Here is a 15,800-nt window from a genome sequence, read left to right on the forward strand (position 1 = left end):
AATCCATTCCCATCTTTATCTTTATAAAAATATATATTGTACAAGTTCCCCCCTCCTTAAATCAATTATACTTAAAAGTTATTAAGCAGTCAACTTTATCAATAAAAAAATTCCGACATAACTTTATTAAAGATATGTCGGGAGATTATTAAGGCTTATACATTAAATGTGCTTCCACCTATAAATTCTCTTAAAATAGAATTGGAAGGTACATTATCACTCGGTATACCGAGGAAATAGTCAAGGAACTTTAACAGTCTCTTTGCCTCGGGATATTCCTTACTGTCTTTTTGTACACTGAATAATACCGGCTCAACATATTGCTTTATAACTGCAATCTCGTAGTTGAGAGCCGAATTGAAAGTGGCATCCGCACTGCTTTGATATGGGAATATATACTTTTCTTCCCCTCTTCTTACAGAATCCCACATTGAAATTGTCTTTGTAGGTGAAGTGCCTCTCTTTCTGACATCTCTTATCATTCTTCTGAGTAATCTGCCGTCTGTAGTAGGTATACGATTGTGCTCGTCTATATTTAATTGAGTCAGTGCACTTATATATATCTTATACCTGCTGTCCTTAGGCAATCTGTATGAAAGTTCATCGTTTAAACAATGTATACCCTCTATAACAAGAATATCATCCTTACCAAGTCTTAAGAAGTTTCCATTGTATTCTCTCTGCCCGATTTTGAAATTAAAGCTTGGAATCTCCACTTCTTCCCCGTTCAAAAGGGCCAACATATCTTCATTAAACTTTTCAATATCCATTGCACCTAGACATTCAAAGTCAAGCTCACCATGTTCATCTCTCGGTGTATCTTCCCTGTTCTTAAAGTAATTGTCCACCTCAAGAGGATGAGGTTTCAATCCGTGAGATCTTAATTGTATACTGAGTCTGTGTGAAAATGAAGTCTTTCCTGATGAAGACGGACCTGCAATCATAACAAGTTTTACATTGCCTCTTTTTACAATATCATCCGCAATATCTCCAATCTTCTTTTCCATATATGCTTCAGAAATAAGGATCATTTCATTAGTCATACCGTTTGCAATCATCTCATTTAGAGAACCGACATCGGCAACTCCCATGTCTTCGGCATTTTTGCTCGCATTGTTAAGCTCATTAAATATTTTTTCTTCAGGTACAAACTCTTCCACCACTTCAGGGTTATCCTTCTTAGGTATAATAAGAACAAGTCCGTCCTTATATTTTGTCAGGCTGAATTTATCTACAAATCCTGTTGAATACACAATATAACCGTAATTATAGTCTATATAGTCCTCAAGCTTATATATATTCACTCTGGATACTCTTCTGAACTTAAAAAGTTTTTCCTTTTCAAAAAAGCCTGCATCATGAAACATCTTTATCGCAGTATCGGTATGAACACTCATCTTCTCTATTCTGATATTTTCATCGACAATTTCTCTCATCCTGCCGTCTATTTTATCAATATCAAACTCAGATTCACCGTTCATTCTGATAAACAGTCCGTTTCCGGTGGAAAATTCCACAATAGGTTTTATATTCTCACCATATATATCTTTAATAGACTTTAAAAGTATAAGTACGGCACTTCTTTCATATGTGGAACGCCCGATAACATCACTTAAAGTAATAAATTCAAGTTTTATATCAGATTTTAAAGTCTTATGCAGCTCCTGCAATTTAGAGTCTACCTTTACTAAAAGTGCCTTTTTCTTATGCTCCGTTACAATATCAAAGTAACTTGTATTCTCTTCGTATTCAAATACTTCGTTGTTTATATTTACTTTAAACTTTTTCATTATTTTATTTTTCTGATCCATCCCTGTGGTGCTTCTATTTCACCCATCTGTATTCCGGTAAGTGTATCATAAAGTTTCTTTGTAATCTCACCCATACCTTCCATACCTGCAGGTAAGCTTATTACTTCTTCACCTCTGTATATTCTGCCTACCGGTGAAATAACTGCTGCAGTACCGCAAAGTCCCGCTTCTTTGAATTCCTTTATTTCATCAAATGCAACCGGTCTTTCCTCTGTCTTAAGTCCAAGATAATGCTCTGCAACATAAAGAAGTGATCTTCTTGTAATTGAAGGCAATATTGAATTTGATTTAGGTGTAACTACAGTATTATCTTTTGTAATAAAGATAAAGTTTGCGCCTCCTGTCTCTTCGACATAGGTTCTTGTAGCCGCATCCAGATACATATTTTCATCAAATCCGTTTCTGTGAGCTTCCATAAGAGGATGAATACTCATGGCATAATTAAGTCCTGCCTTTATATGTCCTGTACCTCTCGGTGCTGCTCTGTCAAATTCACTTACAGTGATTGTAATAGGCTTTGCACCACCCTTAAAATAAGGGCCTACAGGTGTTACAAACATTCTGAACTGATACTCTGCAGCCGGCTTAACTCCGATTACAGGTGATGAAGCAAACATATAAGGTCTTATATAAAGTGTTGCTCCCGAACCGAAAGGAGGTACCCATGCTTCATTTGCAAGTACTACCTTATCTACCGCTTCAAGGAATCTCTCCTCATCAAACGGCGGCATCTCAAGTCTTTTAGCTGAATCATGCATTCTCTTTGCATTTAGATCAGGTCTGAATGTAACTATATGTCCTTCCTTTGTTCTGTATGCCTTTAAGCCTTCAAAAACTTCCTGACAATACTGTAAAATACCTGCCGACTCATTTATCGTAACATTTGAGTCTGCCAGAAGCTCTCCATCATCCCATTTTCCGTCTTTAAAATTGCTGACATATCTGTAATCAGTAATTCTGTAGTTGAAACCTATATTTCCCCAATCTAAATCCTTTATTTCCATGATAGCCTCCTATTGTTCATTAAGTTTGGCAAGTTTTGCAGCCTGATCCGCCGCAATACAGCCGTCTATAAGTTCCTGAATGTCACCATTCATTATCTTATCAAGTTTATATAAGGTAAGATTTATTCTGTGATCTGTTACTCTTCCCTGTGGGAAGTTGTAAGTTCTGATTTTTTCAGATCTGTCACCTGTACCGATCTGGCTTCTTCTGTCAGCCGCTTCCGCACTTTGCTTTTTCTCAAGCTCTATCTCATAAAGCTTTGATCTAAGAAGTGCAAATGCCTTTTCCTTGTTTTGCAACTGGCTCTTTTCTGTCTGAGAGTAGATAACAATACCTGTAGGATAGTGAGTAAGACGAACTGCAGAGTCTGTAGTATTGACACACTGCCCACCGTTTCCGCTGGCTCTCATAACGTCTATTCTGACATCATTCATATCAATCTGTACATCAACTTCCTCAGCCTCAGGCATTACCGCAACAGATGCTGTAGAAGTATGAATTCTTCCGCCCGACTCTGTCTCAGGTACTCTTTGTACTCTGTGAACTCCCGACTCATACTTAAGCTTTGAATAAGCACCCTTACCGCTTACCATTGCCACTACTTCTTTATATCCGCCTATACCGTTCTCATTAACATCAATCATCTCGACCTTCCAGTTTTGGGACTCCGCATAATGAGTGTACATACGATACAGCTGCATAGCAAACAATGCCGCCTCGTCACCGCCTGCTCCGGCTCTGACTTCCAGCATTATATTCTTATCATCATTAGGATCTTTTGGCAAAAGCAAAATCTTTAACTTTTCGGAAAGTTCCTCTTCCAGTCTCTTACCCTCGGCAAGCTCTTCCTTTGCCATCTCCTTCATTTCTTCATCATTCATCTCAAGCATTTCAAGTGCATCCACCTGTAATTGCTTTGCTTTTTTATATTCTCCGTAAGTTTCCACTAATGGTGCAAGATCCGATTGCTCCTTCATCAGCTTTCTGAATCTGTTCTGATCATTTGCCACATCGCCGCTTGCAAGCTCCGCCATGATTTCATCATAATGTACTACTATATCTTCTAAATTATCAAACATCTTTTCCTCTTATGATTTATTTTATTTAACTGTATATTATCGCTACCCTGTCTAAATTTGCCAGGTCCTTTTTTATCACTACATTTTTGCCTTCAAACAAAGCTCTTATATCATCCGCTTCATCATAGCCTATTTCAAGAGCCATTACTCCGTTGTCTGCCAAATAGTCCTCATAGTTTTCGGCAATTATTTTATAAAATTTCATGCCGTCAGCATCTCCGTCAAGCGCAAGCCTAGGCTCAAAATCCTTTACTTCATTTTCTAAAGTATCTACAACATCGCTCTGTATGTACGGCGGATTGGATACTATGATATCATATTTAATTTCAGATGTTAAGCTTGAAAACATATCGCTCTTTAAAAAATTGATATCCAAATCCAGCTCTTTTGCATTTCTTTTTGCAACTTCAAGTGCCTTATCCGATATATCCAGAGCATCAACTCTGTCAAATCCTCCAAGCTTTTTTAATGCAATGGCTATAGCTCCCGAACCGGTACACATATCAAGTATTCTTTTACTCTTATCTTTTTTTGAAAGCGCTAAAACTTCTTCAACCAGTACTTCCGTATCAAATCTCGGAATAAGTACATTCTCATTGACATAGAGTGGAAGTCCGCAAAAATATGCCTTATTTAAAATATACTGTATAGGCATATGACCAAGCCTTTTTTCCACATATTCATTCAATCTATCAAGCTTTGATATATCCTCTATCTCTTCATACTTATACATCGTCCATTTTGAAAAATCAAAATCGAATATCTCATATATAAGCAGGAGTATATCACTTTTCGCATCCTTGAAGTTTTTTTCTTCCAACAGCTTTACATATTTATCAAAAACTTCAATATATTTCATATCAGAAGTTTTCCTCCAGGTACACTCTCCAGTCAAATACCCTTTCAACTGCCGCGATAGCTACCTCAACCATATCAGGTGTAGGTTCTTTAGTGGTAAGTCCCTGCATCCAAAGTCCCGGTTTACTTATAAGATTTACAAGCCAGAAATCACTTCTTCCTGCAATTCTTAAAAACTCATAGCTTACTCCGGCTATAACAGGTACAAGAACAATTCTGGATACCGCTCTAAGCCATATGGTATCAACTCTGATTACCATAAAGAAAAGTATACTTATCATCATTACAATGATAATAAAGCTTGTACCGCATCTCTTATGCTCTTTTGAGCTCTTCATAACATTTTCCACATTAAGCTCAAGACCATGTTCAATACAGTTTATACATTTATGCTCCGCTCCATGGTACATAAATGTTCTTTTAATATCTTCCATTCTTGATATCATTTTTATATAGAAGATAAATATTGCAATTCTTATTATTCCCTCAAAAATTGCAATTACATAGTAATTATCAACTTTCAATTTAATAATATTACTGAGAAGCATCGGCAGGACCATAAAAATAGCTATGGATGCTATTACTGAAATAAACATCGTAACACCCATTATCACTTTATCCAGCTTATCTCCAAAAATTGCTATCAGCTTTTCTTCAAACTTTGAAGGCTTTGAATCCTCATCATCTTCAAAAAAGCTTGCTGAATATGACAGTGTTTTCATTCCCAAAACCAATGAGTCTATAAATGAAAATATACCTCTAAGGAACGGAAGTCCCAATATCGGCATTCTTGTAGTTAAGCTCTCATATTTATCTTCCATTACCGCAATTGTTTTATCCGGCTTTCTTACAGCTGTAGAATATCTGTCACCGTTTTTCATCATGATGCCTTCTATAACAGCCTGTCCACCTATTCCTGAATATTTCATATTTACTCCGTAATCTATTTAAAAAGAGCCAGACACCTGCCTGACTCCCCCTAATAAATAGTATTTCTTTATCTTATTATTCAGCCTTAACACCATATCTACGGTTAAACTGCTCGATACGACCACGTGCCTGAGCTGATTTCTGCTGACCTGTATAGAAAGAATGGCACTTAGAACAAATTTCTACGTGGATATCTTCCTTTGTTGAACCCGTTACAAATGTGTTACCACAGTTGCAAGTTACTGTTGCCTGATAATAATTTGGATGTATTCCCTGTTTCATAATTCACCTCTTTTAAAAATTTAACGGTTACATAAAGTAGACTCGTTACAAAGTACATCTTAGGATAGCATAAATGAAGATAAATTGCAAGAGTATAATTTACTCTTTACTCTTTGATTTAAGATATGATATCAAACTCCAAAGATCCGACAACGTATATCCTATCATTAATACCATATTTTACTTTACTTTCAAACTCGACCAATATTTCCTCATCACATATACTTGTTTTGGCATAAAGTGAAAATTCGTCTACAATTCTTTTTACTTCTACTGTCGCTATTATATGTGAGGAATGTCTATGTGGCTGTTCAAACATAAGTTCACCGTTTTTAATATAAGAGCCTGTTACTAAATCTATTCTTAATTTACCTTTTATTATACTTCCAACAAACTTCCGTTCAGATTTCTTGTCGTTATCTATATATTCATCATATTCCGTAAAATGTACTATAATCTTATTTTTGTCCTCCATTTCAGCATCAACAAATCTATCATAACCGAATGTACAGATATTAATAATTTTCAAATTCATAATACTTTCTTTTTCTCATACCTTTTATAAATTAAAAAGTTTTAGGATCCTCAAATACCCATAATTCATTCCAAGGTAGTTTTGCATATAACTTATCTATATCATCCTTTGTATAAAAGTACTCCTCCATAAATACATCCTCAGAAAAAAGCTTAAAATATCTACGAAAAAATTCCAACAAAAGTCTTTCTCTACCTGATATATCCTCGAAAATAATATAACTTGGCACTGTTTCTCCCATACTTGGAATGTAGTATTCATGTGATTCTTTTGGCTTCGGATAAAAATAAATTATAATATTATCATTATAATCAAACGAATCCCATTGATAATCGTCATCATCCCATTTTCTTTTCCAATGATCATTAATAAAACTAATACTAAAACTTTCGCCTGTACTTAATTTATCTTTTTCTTTACTGCCCTTGTGTCAAGTATTGGATACATTTTATTAAATTTCCAATCTGCTTCACTTCTATCTTAACTTCAACACCGGATTTTTCAATAGGTTATTGATAAGGTCTGTATAAATCATCTGATTGACCACTTCCGTTATGCTTGTGATTCTTTGCCCTGCATCTTTGGAAGATGCTCCACAATGATAGATTCTCTGATGTTCGGTATTCCAGTCGATAATAATGTATCTGTCATGAAACTCTCCACAGGATTTTTGGAATGTTATCTTTCTAAACGGATACTCCTTACAAAAATCCTGATATTCAAGGGTATGAAGTCCTTTGCCGATGTTATCACTGAATATAATGACCTCTACCGATGAAGGGACATCTTTTAACAAGACCAAGGTTTTCACTCCGATGTAGTTACCGACGATATAAATACTCTTTTTCGCTATGCTGTAAAAACTCTCTTTTCCCAATCAACCCTTGATTTTCTACGATATAGTCTTTCATCTTCTTAAAGGTACGAATAAGAGCTTTACTCTGCTTGACCGCAAGCTCTCCTTTGAGAACTGTCATCAGCATATAGATTCCCTGCTCGGTAAAAGCATGAGGATTGTACTTAATATTACTACCTCTTCCTGCACTCTTATTCAAGGTCACATTTTGTGACCTTGAAAGTTCAGATACTTCCTCGTCAGTTAATCGGAACATAAAATCTTCATCAAATTTTTCAATATTCCTTTTTACTTGCTGATTAAAAGCTTTTGTTTCATACCCATAAATCTCTGCCAGTTCAAAATCAAGCATAACTTTCTGTCCCCTAATAATATAAATCTTTTTTACAAGGGATTCATGATTTACAAGCATCATCTCGTCTTTTTTATCCATCTTTTTCATCACCTTCCTCAAATCTCCAAACAATCTCAACCGTATTCTTATCATAAACATAGATTTTGTCTATGACTTCGTTTATCCAGTCTAAAACAAGTCCTCCTTTTGCTACCTCTTCTCTTAGCTTATCCACATTCAGATGATGTTGGTGTTAGAATATATTTAGTACAAAACAAAATGAGATATTTCCTTATTTGTTATATAATAAACCTTAGGAGGAACTCATTATGTCAAGTAAAAGAAATCATCACTCAAAACAGTTTAAGCTGGATGCTATCAACTATCGAAATGAACATCCGGATCTTACTCAAGTTGAATGTGCCAAGAATCTTGGCATTGGTGTTAGTACACTTGCCAAATGGGAAAGTCAATTTCGTAATAATGATGGTGACATTCCCGTTCGTGGCTCAGGTAACTATCAATCTGATGATGCAAAAGAAATAGCTCTCCTCAAACGTGAGCTACGTGATGCTCAGGATGCTCTTGATGTACTAAAAAAAGCCATAAGCATTCTGGGGAAAAGTTAACTATTGCTATCTATACAGAGGTTTCTGCAAAGGTAGAGGCAGCTAAAGTAAATGGGCACCGTGTCTCTACTTCCGGAATGCTTAAATTTTTGGGTGTGTCTCGATCCGGATATCGTTCTTTTCTTAATAGAAAAATATCTTCTGCTATTCAGAGGAAGGAAGCTATTAAGAAGAATATCCGGCTTATTTATGATGCTTCAAAACAAAACTATGGTGCTCCTAAAATAACCAAAGAACTTCGTAAGTCAGGTGAAACTATTACTGAGCGCACTGTAGGCAAATATATGCGTGAAATGGGTATTAAAGCCCAATGGATTAAGCCTTTTACTACCACTACCAGAGACTCTGATTTCAGTACTGAACTTACAAACATACTTGATGAACAATTACTCTTCTACTCAAAATATTTATCTACCAATTTTTGTAGTTTCCCTTCTTTAGCCGCAGGGATGGTATCTTCTAGAACAAAGTTCTTTCTACTAATATCTCGAGAAAGATTTCCAAAGATAAAATTAGTGGAAATATTATAGATAAATGGTGAAGGCACAAATCCACAAACTTGATTTTCTAGGATACGTTTTAAACGTTCTTCAAAATTTGGAAATGTATTTTTCAGACATTTGCTATTATATAATCGCTTAACGAGTTCTGCGATATAGAAGCCTGATTTCATGTACAAATCAATAAACGTCTTAGATGGATTATAAAAAAATCCTGGGTTATCTTTTTCAAAATCATCTACCATCCTCTTCACCACTCGTTTAAGAGTGAAGATCTCGTTGGTATCATTGTATATATCTGTTACTTAAGTGGTGATACATAATCATCTGGAAGTTTGCCTCTCCAGTCAATCCACATTTGCTCAGCAATTGGAATTAATCTTTCAAGCTCTTCCTTAGTAAATAACTCTGTAGTTTCAGGTAAATCAATTAATGATGTAGGACTCTCTTCTATGAATCGTTTCTCACTAGCTTTCTTTCCTTCTTCCGTTGGTGGCCAACGATCGTTCTCCGCTTTAAAATCAATTTCACGTGCCGTTCTCCTACCTAATAAATATTCGTTAAAATCAGAAGGATTAATCTCAAAGATACGACGAACTGAAGCTACTCCAAACTCACCAAAAGTGTAGTATTTTCCTTCATGTGTTCGAAAATCATATCCTTTTGGTGATTCAATCTTTTCAAAGGTATCAAACTCCTCCCAAGTTATTTTAGTTAAACTCATTTTAATTGCCTCCTAATTTTCTAATTGTAAATTCTCCCCATGTAACTTTCAAATTCTTAATTGAATCATAAGGGATATCTATTGCCACAGGTTTACTTAGAATATATAGAGTTCAACATAATTATATAAAGTCCAATCGAATAGTTTGATCGCTCTCCATTTTTTTAGCCATGTTAATAATATTGTCTATTTCTCTTGGAGTTATCGGAAGATTTTCATGAGGGGGTTCCCAATGTGTCATACTATCTTTATAAACAACAAATTTTTTATTAATCAACAATTCTCCTTGTGCTTTTAAGAGGAAACCATTCTCTAAATCAAAAGTAATTGTTGATCTTGTTCCTGTAATTTTCATTTCTACCTCTCGAATATAATTTTTTCTACCCCTGTTTTAGGATCTATTGTTGTAATCTTAGTAACATTTGGATTGGCCTTCAATCTTGGTAATTCGATATTTTCCCAAATATTTCCTGGTCTTAGTTCGCTACCAACTACAGCTCTTATTTCACCAGATACTTGCTCTGCGTAAACATTCGAAGCTTCCTCCCAAGCTGTTACACTTGAAGGAGCATTAAAATCCCATTCAGGCATTACAATATTCGTATCATCAATCGTAGATTCTAATGTAACTCCTCCTTTATTTTTTGCTATTTTTTTCGCAACATCCATTCCTCCAATACTATCTGTTTGTCCTGACCAGAATCATCCTTTTTTATACATATCCGGGCTTTTATAAATCCACCCTACATCAGGCTCAAGCATATTATATATTGCGTCAATATGATGTTTTCTGAATGTGTAACCGTTATCAACATAGAATGCGCTATTTGGGTATTCTTCCATATATCTGTGTACTATCTCCAATATGGTAAGTTCTATTCCAATCATATCCGGAAAGCGAAAGAAGGTAACAAGCTCATTTTTTCTTGATTTTCTTGTGAAAACCTCCTCATATAATCAAGTATTTTTTGTTGAAAATTCAAGGTTTTTTGACCTTGTCTGTCTCAGTAAATAAGCCAGAGTTATGAACATTTCGGTGTATCTGGTACTGAAATAGCGGTAAAAGGGTACACGAAATAAAACGTCATTGTTTTTCGCTTTACTGGCCTTGTGTATACCCATCCCTCTATGGCAGCTAACCTCCTATATCCACCAGGATCATCTCTGTCTCCAGAGGTCCTAACTTCCTTCGTCCTGCCTGCCCATAACCAGGGTGTCAGCTATGCTCCTTTACGGGGTCATGCCCCATGGTTACAATTCCTGCCGACTACCGGCTCATTCTTTGTATTGTTGATTACTGACTCGCTTCCTGTACCAGCACTTTGATCAGTGGACGTTATCTGCTACATTCTGCTTTGTTTAGTGACCTCCCATAGGACGGCCGCTGTATTGATTACATTGTACGCTTATGCTACCTGCAGATATACTGCCGGTCTCTTTATATCACCAACCAGCTTTTTGGGATCATAGTCCACACCCTTGGTCAGCATTGCAAAGAAGACACGGAGCAGCTTTGCCGCCACAGCCATCAGCGACTGCATCTTCTTTAATGGATTCAGCTTTCTGGTTGTATAGTATGAGTGGAGTTCCCTGAATTCCGGATTCTTTGACACAAGAGACATTGCAACCTCGAAGAGCAGATATCTTAGTCTCTTTCGACCTCGTCTGCTTATTGTTGTCTCACCCTTATGTTTACCCGAACTATTCTCAACCAATGCTAAACCTGCAAGTTTCTGCAGTTCTTTGGGGTTATTGAAGCGGCTTATATCGCCCACTTCAGCCAGGAATCCCGACACCGTCTTGATTCCTACTCCCTTAATTTCCAACAGCTTTTCAGCCATTGGAATCTTTTTTACCAGCTCTTCAATCAGAGCTACTACTTCCTGAAGACGAGTATTTCCGGACTCATAATCCTCCAGCAGCATACGGATTTCCATCCTTGCAGATATTTCACCTTCTTTGCTTCCAACACTGTGCTCAGCAGCTTCTATCAGGGTCTTTGCCCTCGCTTTCCCAACTGCTCTCACCTTCGCATCTCGCCAGATTTGGTTCACACCATCGATACCCAACGTCAGGATATCTTCCGGAAGTGGCGCCACCTTGAGAATCAGCATTCCGCTTTTAGCATCCGGCTGCCCGTACACTGTTTTGTATTCAGGAAAATATATATTGAACCAACGACTGATCCTATTCTGAATTCTTGTAAGCTCCGCTTGTAGCTGAAATCTCATGTTAGATGCAGTTCTAAGATCTGCATAAACACCCTCAGGCAGGTATGGGATCATGTAACGTCCCCCTCTAACTAGTCCTGCTATGACTTTCGGATCTTTACGATCGTTCTTTGTCGGATTGTTATCGTCGAGTTCTTTTGATTTCTTTACATGATGAGGATTCACAAGAACCGGCTTCATCTCGTTGTCCTGAAGGAACTTACCAAGATTGAACCAGTAGTGGCCGGTAGGCTCCATTCCCGGAACCACCTTGTCCTTACCATGCTTTTCTTTGATGTCCAGAATCCATGCCTTAAACATCACGAATCCGGCCTCATCATTACTAAACTTAAACGGTTTCTTAGAATACTCGATTCCTCGGTAATCAAAAGCTCTTGCATAATGCGTTTCACTTCCGACATCGATTCCGAGCACCAAAGTAGTTTCTGTAATTGCTTCAATTTTTGTATTTTGTGTGTTAGACTTCATTGTAGATACCTCTCTGTTTGATAAGATTTACCAACCTGCCAGTCAGTAGTCTTATTTTACTCTGAGGTATTTTCAATTTTCAACGTCCACCATTTAAATTATACAGGAAGCTCCTTTATACCTACATAAGCATAAATTTGAATCATTGGTGCGGGATCTTCTTCATCAAAAAAATCGTATTCATTATCTTCCTTAGACAGTATAATAATACAATCTCTTTTACGTATATTCACTATTCTATGGTAGTTCATAGCATCAAGTATTTCTTGCATCCTGTCATCAACAAATATATTTCTTTCCTCAAATTTTTCTAATATTCTTCCCTCACATATCATATATACATCCCCTTCTTATACTGCTGCCACAAGAGAGCTTTTTTACAAAGCATCCGGACTGCTATATATCCAATTTGAGTCTTTATTACAGTATACTTTTTCAATGTCTTCTTTTCTATAAACATATCCTGACTCATTTAAGAAAATATCCTCAGTAAAGAGTTTAAAATATCTATATAAAAACTCCGATATTATCAATTCTCTTCCTTTAATGTCATCAAAGTGAATATATGCATAATAATAGCAATTTTCTCTTGGATAAAAAAACTTATAACGCCCTTCTATATCTATCTCCACCAGAAACATACTTACATCCAGATAATAAACTCTTTTTTTTATATTACTTTCATCATCTTCTTCAAGTATACTTGCAGACAAACTGTAATAATCCTTTGAGTCATAAATCGAACAATGTGTATATCCTATTGACATTAAAATGTTTATGACTTTTTCCATGTCTTCTTTATCAGCTGTTACTTTTTTTCTTAATATACCTGTGCGCCACATTATAAAAAATCTCCTTTATCTCCTCAAATCTATTTATCAATTTAATTCCCTGATATAGCAAGGCGTTATTTTGTCTGCCGGCCATACTTTTTCATTTCCATGTATTCCCCTTCTTCTATCATCTTGTCTATAGCTTCTCTAAACCAATCTATAAGTTTATCAACTTTTTAGTAAAGAAGAGCTGTTAGATATAAAACAGCTCCTCTTAAAAACATCAATAGTATAATTTAGAATGTTTTAGGGTCTTCATACGCCCATAATTCATTCCAAGGTAGTTTTGCATATAACTTATCTATATCATCCTTCGTATAAAGGTACTCCTCCATAAATACATCCTCAGGAAAAAGCTTAAAATATCTACGAAAAAATTCCAACAAAAGTCTTTCTCTACCTGATATATCCTCGAAAATAATATAACTTGGCACTATTTCTCCCATACTTGGAATATAGTATTCATGTGATTCTTTTGGCTTCGGATAAAAATAAATTATAATGTTATCATTATCATCCAGTGAATCCCATTGATACTCGTCATCATCCCATTTTCTGCTCCAATGATCATTGATAAAACTGATACCGAAACTTTCGCCTGTACTTAATTTTTCTTTATCTTTACCACCTGCATAAAACTTCATCTTTCTAAATATATCAATTATTATATCCAAGTCTTTTTCTGTTGGATATTCACCTTTTCTAAACAGCGATGCCGATGCTCCCATTATCTTACTGTACTCCCTAAATTAATATTTTTATTATTTACTCTTCTTTTTATATTTATCAGGATTTTTATAAATCCACTCTGCATCCGGTTCTTTTAAATTATAAATTCTATCTACATCTTGCTTTGTAAAATAAAGTCCATTATCTATATAAAATATAGAATCGCTATACTTTTCCATATATTTATGTAATATTTCAAGTATAACCAGCTCTCTGCCAAGTATATCTGTAAATCTGAAAAAAGTTTCAAGTCCTGCACTCTCTGCTTTTTTAGTCGGAAACTCTTTACATTCTTTGTATGCATATACGTTTAATAAAGATGAAGTATCATTCTTATTTAAAAAAAATTTATCGTTTCCTTTCTTTATATATATTAGGTCTGTAGTTTCCTTTTCAAGAACTATATATTTAATATATCCAAGTTCTCTCAATATATCTACAAATTTAAACGCAATAAATCTCTTCTCTATACAGCCTTTATTTAATATCCTACCCTCATATATCATTATCTGATCCCTCTAACTTAAAAACTATCCGGACTAATATATAACCAATTAGGATCATAAGTTTTTGAATATATTTTATCTATGTATTTTTTAGTATAAACAAAGTATAAATTTCTAATTATCTTTTTATATTTTCTTAAATGCTCGTAAAGCCTTATTCTATGTGCTTTCGAGTATTTTTACTGTAGGAAGATACTTCACGTTTCTTTGCATATTTCCTCATGTCTTAGCTGTCAGAAGTGGTAAATAAGTAGTAAATTCATTTGTACTACTAAGCAACAAGACGCTCCTGTTGCTTCTCTTTATTCAAGCGTTTCATTTCTGCCATTGCAGAATCGAATGTTGCATGTGCGTAATAGTTCAGCGTCATGGCTATATTAGCATGTCCCATAATGTACTGTAATGCCTTTGGATTCATTCCTGCATTTGCATAGTTGGTACAGAATGTATGTCGCAAACTATGTGGAGTGATGTGTGGCAATTTATCCTCGTTATACTTATTGTATTTCTTAACAAGACCTTTCATCATGCCGTTGTAATCACTTGCCACTTTTGGATAGTTCTTTCTATTAAGAAAGAGGAAATCACTATATCCATCAATCTCAACACGCTTATCATTCTTTCGATTCGCTAACACTCGCTTAAATGCTTGATAGGCTTCTTCAACCATAGGAACTTGACGTTCGCCACTTTTGGTCTTTGGTGTTTCAATGTAGTACCCAATTTCAGTATCTCTCAATAGCTGATGGTCTATATTGACAAGACGATTCTCAAAATCTAAATCTGGAAGTGTCAAACCACCAAACTCTGAAATACGAAGACCTGTTTTTAAGAGTATCAGAATTTCATCATAATTTTTGCTGTAGGTTTTATCAGCTTTTGCAAAGGCTAACAGTTTTTCTTCCTGTTCTTCTGTTAGTACGGTCTTAGGGACAGTATCATCATCAAGAACTGCTTTCAGTTGAAAGTCAAATGGATTCTTCCGAACACAATCATCTTGTATAGCAATATAGAATGAAGCCTTTAAAGAACGTTTGTAGTTATTGATGGTTTGATAAGCATAACCATTTTCACTCATTCTAATAGCCCATTCTTTAGCGTCTGATGGCTTAATACTGTCAATACTTCTTACACCTAACTTGTCTTTCTTCAAAATATCCATAAGATATTTGCGTCCAGTTTCAGTGTTTTTTCTAACCTTTGGTCTTTGAGCGTTCTGTTTTGCGTAAAGCTGGCAGAGTGTCATTTTCTTTCCTACAACATCAATACCATCATGAATGTCTTTCTGTAACTCTGCGATTTTCTCTCTAAGTGAGATACAATCACGCTTTCCTGCTGGTACTCGGTCTGTAGCCACAAGTTTCCACGAGTAAACAAATTGCGGTTCTCCAAATGAATCTATATATTTGTATAAGTATCTTCCGTCTTTTCGTTGGCTCTCTCCAGTCTTTAAGATTCGACCTTTATTGTCACGTCTTTTTTCTGACATG

The 15,800-nt window shown here is 35.6% G+C and carries 18 protein-coding genes and 5 pseudogenes; 2 read left to right on the plus strand and 21 right to left on the minus strand.

Going from position 1 to position 15,800, the window contains the following annotated elements; all coding sequences use genetic code 11:
• Positions 1–155: 155 nt before the first annotated feature.
• The 10 genes and pseudogenes from EHV10_RS06560 to EHV10_RS14525 form a co-directional block, all read right to left on the minus strand.
• Positions 156–1,811, minus strand: a complete 1,656-nt coding sequence (locus EHV10_RS06560; protein ID WP_243116085.1) for a nucleoside kinase — start codon at positions 1,809–1,811, stop codon at positions 156–158.
• Positions 1,790–2,815 (minus strand): branched-chain amino acid aminotransferase, encoded by a 1,026-nt coding sequence (locus EHV10_RS06565; RefSeq protein ID WP_128673974.1) that lies wholly within the window; start codon positions 2,813–2,815, stop codon positions 1,790–1,792. The genes EHV10_RS06560 and EHV10_RS06565 overlap by 22 nt, the downstream gene beginning before the upstream one ends.
• A gap of 9 nt (positions 2,816–2,824) precedes the next feature.
• Complete coding sequence (gene prfA / locus EHV10_RS06570) at positions 2,825–3,895, minus strand: peptide chain release factor 1 (RefSeq protein ID WP_034211643.1); 1,071 nt, start codon at positions 3,893–3,895, stop codon at positions 2,825–2,827.
• 25 nt (positions 3,896–3,920) lie between these two features.
• Positions 3,921–4,754, minus strand: coding sequence for a peptide chain release factor N(5)-glutamine methyltransferase (gene prmC / locus EHV10_RS06575; protein WP_128673975.1), 834 nt, complete (start codon positions 4,752–4,754; stop codon positions 3,921–3,923).
• A gap of 1 nt (position 4,755) precedes the next feature.
• Positions 4,756–5,682 (minus strand): DUF1385 domain-containing protein, encoded by a 927-nt coding sequence (locus tag EHV10_RS06580; RefSeq protein ID WP_128673976.1) that lies wholly within the window; start codon positions 5,680–5,682, stop codon positions 4,756–4,758.
• Positions 5,683–5,758: 76 nt separating this feature from the next.
• Positions 5,759–5,965, minus strand: coding sequence for a 50S ribosomal protein L31 (gene rpmE / locus EHV10_RS06585; protein WP_007592480.1), 207 nt, complete (start codon positions 5,963–5,965; stop codon positions 5,759–5,761).
• 118 nt (positions 5,966–6,083) lie between these two features.
• Positions 6,084–6,500: a hypothetical protein gene (locus tag EHV10_RS06590; RefSeq protein WP_128673977.1), complete on the minus strand. Its 417-nt coding sequence runs from the start codon at positions 6,498–6,500 to the stop codon at positions 6,084–6,086.
• 31 nt (positions 6,501–6,531) lie between these two features.
• Positions 6,532–6,930 (minus strand): annotated as a pseudogene (locus EHV10_RS15380) (hypothetical protein); the annotation flags it as partial.
• A gap of 45 nt (positions 6,931–6,975) precedes the next feature.
• A pseudogene (locus tag EHV10_RS06600) lies at positions 6,976–7,789 on the minus strand (ORF6N domain-containing protein).
• Positions 7,782–7,925 carry a hypothetical protein gene (locus tag EHV10_RS14525; RefSeq protein WP_158609907.1) on the minus strand — a complete coding sequence of 48 codons (144 nt, stop codon included), beginning with the start codon at positions 7,923–7,925 and terminating at the stop codon, positions 7,782–7,784. The pseudogene EHV10_RS06600 and the gene EHV10_RS14525 overlap by 8 nt, the downstream one beginning before the upstream one ends.
• Positions 7,926–8,019: 94 nt before the next feature.
• On the opposite strand from EHV10_RS14525, the gene EHV10_RS06605 reads away from it, so the two are divergent.
• Positions 8,020–8,319 (plus strand): transposase, encoded by a 300-nt coding sequence (locus tag EHV10_RS06605; RefSeq protein ID WP_060930492.1) that lies wholly within the window; start codon positions 8,020–8,022, stop codon positions 8,317–8,319.
• Between the two features lie 77 nt (positions 8,320–8,396).
• A pseudogene (locus EHV10_RS15385) lies at positions 8,397–8,630 on the plus strand (IS3 family transposase); the annotation flags it as partial.
• Positions 8,631–8,713: 83 nt separating this feature from the next.
• Here the strand turns inward: EHV10_RS15385 and EHV10_RS06615 are convergent.
• The 11 genes and pseudogenes from EHV10_RS06615 to EHV10_RS06665 all read right to left on the minus strand — a co-directional run bounded on the left by EHV10_RS06615 (position 8,714) and on the right by EHV10_RS06665 (position 15,799).
• Positions 8,714–9,064 carry a hypothetical protein gene (locus EHV10_RS06615; protein WP_009221250.1) on the minus strand — a complete coding sequence of 117 codons (351 nt, stop codon included), beginning with the start codon at positions 9,062–9,064 and terminating at the stop codon, positions 8,714–8,716.
• A gap of 56 nt (positions 9,065–9,120) precedes the next feature.
• Positions 9,121–9,543, minus strand: coding sequence for a hypothetical protein (locus EHV10_RS06620; RefSeq protein WP_128673978.1), 423 nt, complete (start codon positions 9,541–9,543; stop codon positions 9,121–9,123).
• Between the two features lie 121 nt (positions 9,544–9,664).
• Positions 9,665–9,898 carry an Imm74 family immunity protein gene (locus tag EHV10_RS06625; RefSeq protein ID WP_007592492.1) on the minus strand — a complete coding sequence of 78 codons (234 nt, stop codon included), beginning with the start codon at positions 9,896–9,898 and terminating at the stop codon, positions 9,665–9,667.
• A 2-nt stretch (positions 9,899–9,900) separates the two neighbouring features.
• Positions 9,901–10,212, minus strand: a complete 312-nt coding sequence (locus EHV10_RS06630) for a hypothetical protein (protein WP_007592494.1) — start codon at positions 10,210–10,212, stop codon at positions 9,901–9,903.
• A gap of 33 nt (positions 10,213–10,245) precedes the next feature.
• Positions 10,246–10,494, minus strand: a pseudogene (locus EHV10_RS15390) (hypothetical protein); the annotation flags it as partial.
• A 455-nt stretch (positions 10,495–10,949) separates the two neighbouring features.
• Positions 10,950–12,242 carry an IS110 family RNA-guided transposase gene (locus EHV10_RS06640; protein WP_128672989.1) on the minus strand — a complete coding sequence of 431 codons (1,293 nt, stop codon included), beginning with the start codon at positions 12,240–12,242 and terminating at the stop codon, positions 10,950–10,952.
• Between the two features lie 107 nt (positions 12,243–12,349).
• Positions 12,350–12,577 (minus strand): annotated as a pseudogene (locus EHV10_RS06645) (hypothetical protein); the annotation flags it as partial.
• Between the two features lie 42 nt (positions 12,578–12,619).
• Positions 12,620–13,084 carry a hypothetical protein gene (locus tag EHV10_RS06650; protein WP_128673979.1) on the minus strand — a complete coding sequence of 155 codons (465 nt, stop codon included), beginning with the start codon at positions 13,082–13,084 and terminating at the stop codon, positions 12,620–12,622.
• Between the two features lie 227 nt (positions 13,085–13,311).
• Complete coding sequence (locus tag EHV10_RS06655; RefSeq protein WP_128673980.1) at positions 13,312–13,803, minus strand: hypothetical protein; 492 nt, start codon at positions 13,801–13,803, stop codon at positions 13,312–13,314.
• A gap of 33 nt (positions 13,804–13,836) precedes the next feature.
• Positions 13,837–14,310, minus strand: a complete 474-nt coding sequence (locus EHV10_RS06660) for a hypothetical protein (protein ID WP_128673981.1) — start codon at positions 14,308–14,310, stop codon at positions 13,837–13,839.
• A 271-nt stretch (positions 14,311–14,581) separates the two neighbouring features.
• Entirely contained in the window at positions 14,582–15,799 is a 1,218-nt protein-coding gene (locus EHV10_RS06665) for a tyrosine-type recombinase/integrase (protein ID WP_001291561.1), read from the minus strand.
• Between the last annotated feature and the right edge of the window lies 1 nt (position 15,800).

Origin of the sequence: Lachnoanaerobaculum gingivalis, assembly GCF_003862475.1 — a bacterium.
GTDB lineage: Bacteria > Bacillota > Clostridia > Lachnospirales > Lachnospiraceae > Lachnoanaerobaculum > Lachnoanaerobaculum gingivalis.

Coding starts and splice junctions, on each gene's coding strand:
- EHV10_RS06560 (WP_243116085.1), bottom strand. CDS start 1,811: ATGGATCAGAAAAATAAAATAATGAAAAAGTTTAAAGTAAATATAAAC.
- EHV10_RS06565 (WP_128673974.1), bottom strand. CDS start 2,815: ATGGAAATAAAGGATTTAGATTGGGGAAATATAGGTTTCAACTACAGA.
- prfA (WP_034211643.1), bottom strand. CDS start 3,895: ATGTTTGATAATTTAGAAGATATAGTAGTACATTATGATGAAATCATG.
- prmC (WP_128673975.1), bottom strand. CDS start 4,754: ATGAAATATATTGAAGTTTTTGATAAATATGTAAAGCTGTTGGAAGAA.
- EHV10_RS06580 (WP_128673976.1), bottom strand. CDS start 5,682: ATGAAATATTCAGGAATAGGTGGACAGGCTGTTATAGAAGGCATCATG.
- rpmE (WP_007592480.1), bottom strand. CDS start 5,965: ATGAAACAGGGAATACATCCAAATTATTATCAGGCAACAGTAACTTGC.
- EHV10_RS06590 (WP_128673977.1), bottom strand. CDS start 6,500: ATGAATTTGAAAATTATTAATATCTGTACATTCGGTTATGATAGATTT.
- EHV10_RS06605 (WP_060930492.1), top strand. CDS start 8,020: ATGTCAAGTAAAAGAAATCATCACTCAAAACAGTTTAAGCTGGATGCT.
- EHV10_RS06615 (WP_009221250.1), bottom strand. CDS start 9,064: ATGGTAGATGATTTTGAAAAAGATAACCCAGGATTTTTTTATAATCCA.
- EHV10_RS06620 (WP_128673978.1), bottom strand. CDS start 9,543: ATGAGTTTAACTAAAATAACTTGGGAGGAGTTTGATACCTTTGAAAAG.
- EHV10_RS06625 (WP_007592492.1), bottom strand. CDS start 9,898: ATGAAAATTACAGGAACAAGATCAACAATTACTTTTGATTTAGAGAAT.
- EHV10_RS06630 (WP_007592494.1), bottom strand. CDS start 10,212: ATGGATGTTGCGAAAAAAATAGCAAAAAATAAAGGAGGAGTTACATTA.
- EHV10_RS06640 (WP_128672989.1), bottom strand. CDS start 12,242: ATGAAGTCTAACACACAAAATACAAAAATTGAAGCAATTACAGAAACT.
- EHV10_RS06650 (WP_128673979.1), bottom strand. CDS start 13,084: ATGTGGCGCACAGGTATATTAAGAAAAAAAGTAACAGCTGATAAAGAA.
- EHV10_RS06655 (WP_128673980.1), bottom strand. CDS start 13,803: ATGGGAGCATCGGCATCGCTGTTTAGAAAAGGTGAATATCCAACAGAA.
- EHV10_RS06660 (WP_128673981.1), bottom strand. CDS start 14,310: ATGATATATGAGGGTAGGATATTAAATAAAGGCTGTATAGAGAAGAGA.
- EHV10_RS06665 (WP_001291561.1), bottom strand. CDS start 15,799: ATGTCAGAAAAAAGACGTGACAATAAAGGTCGAATCTTAAAGACTGGA.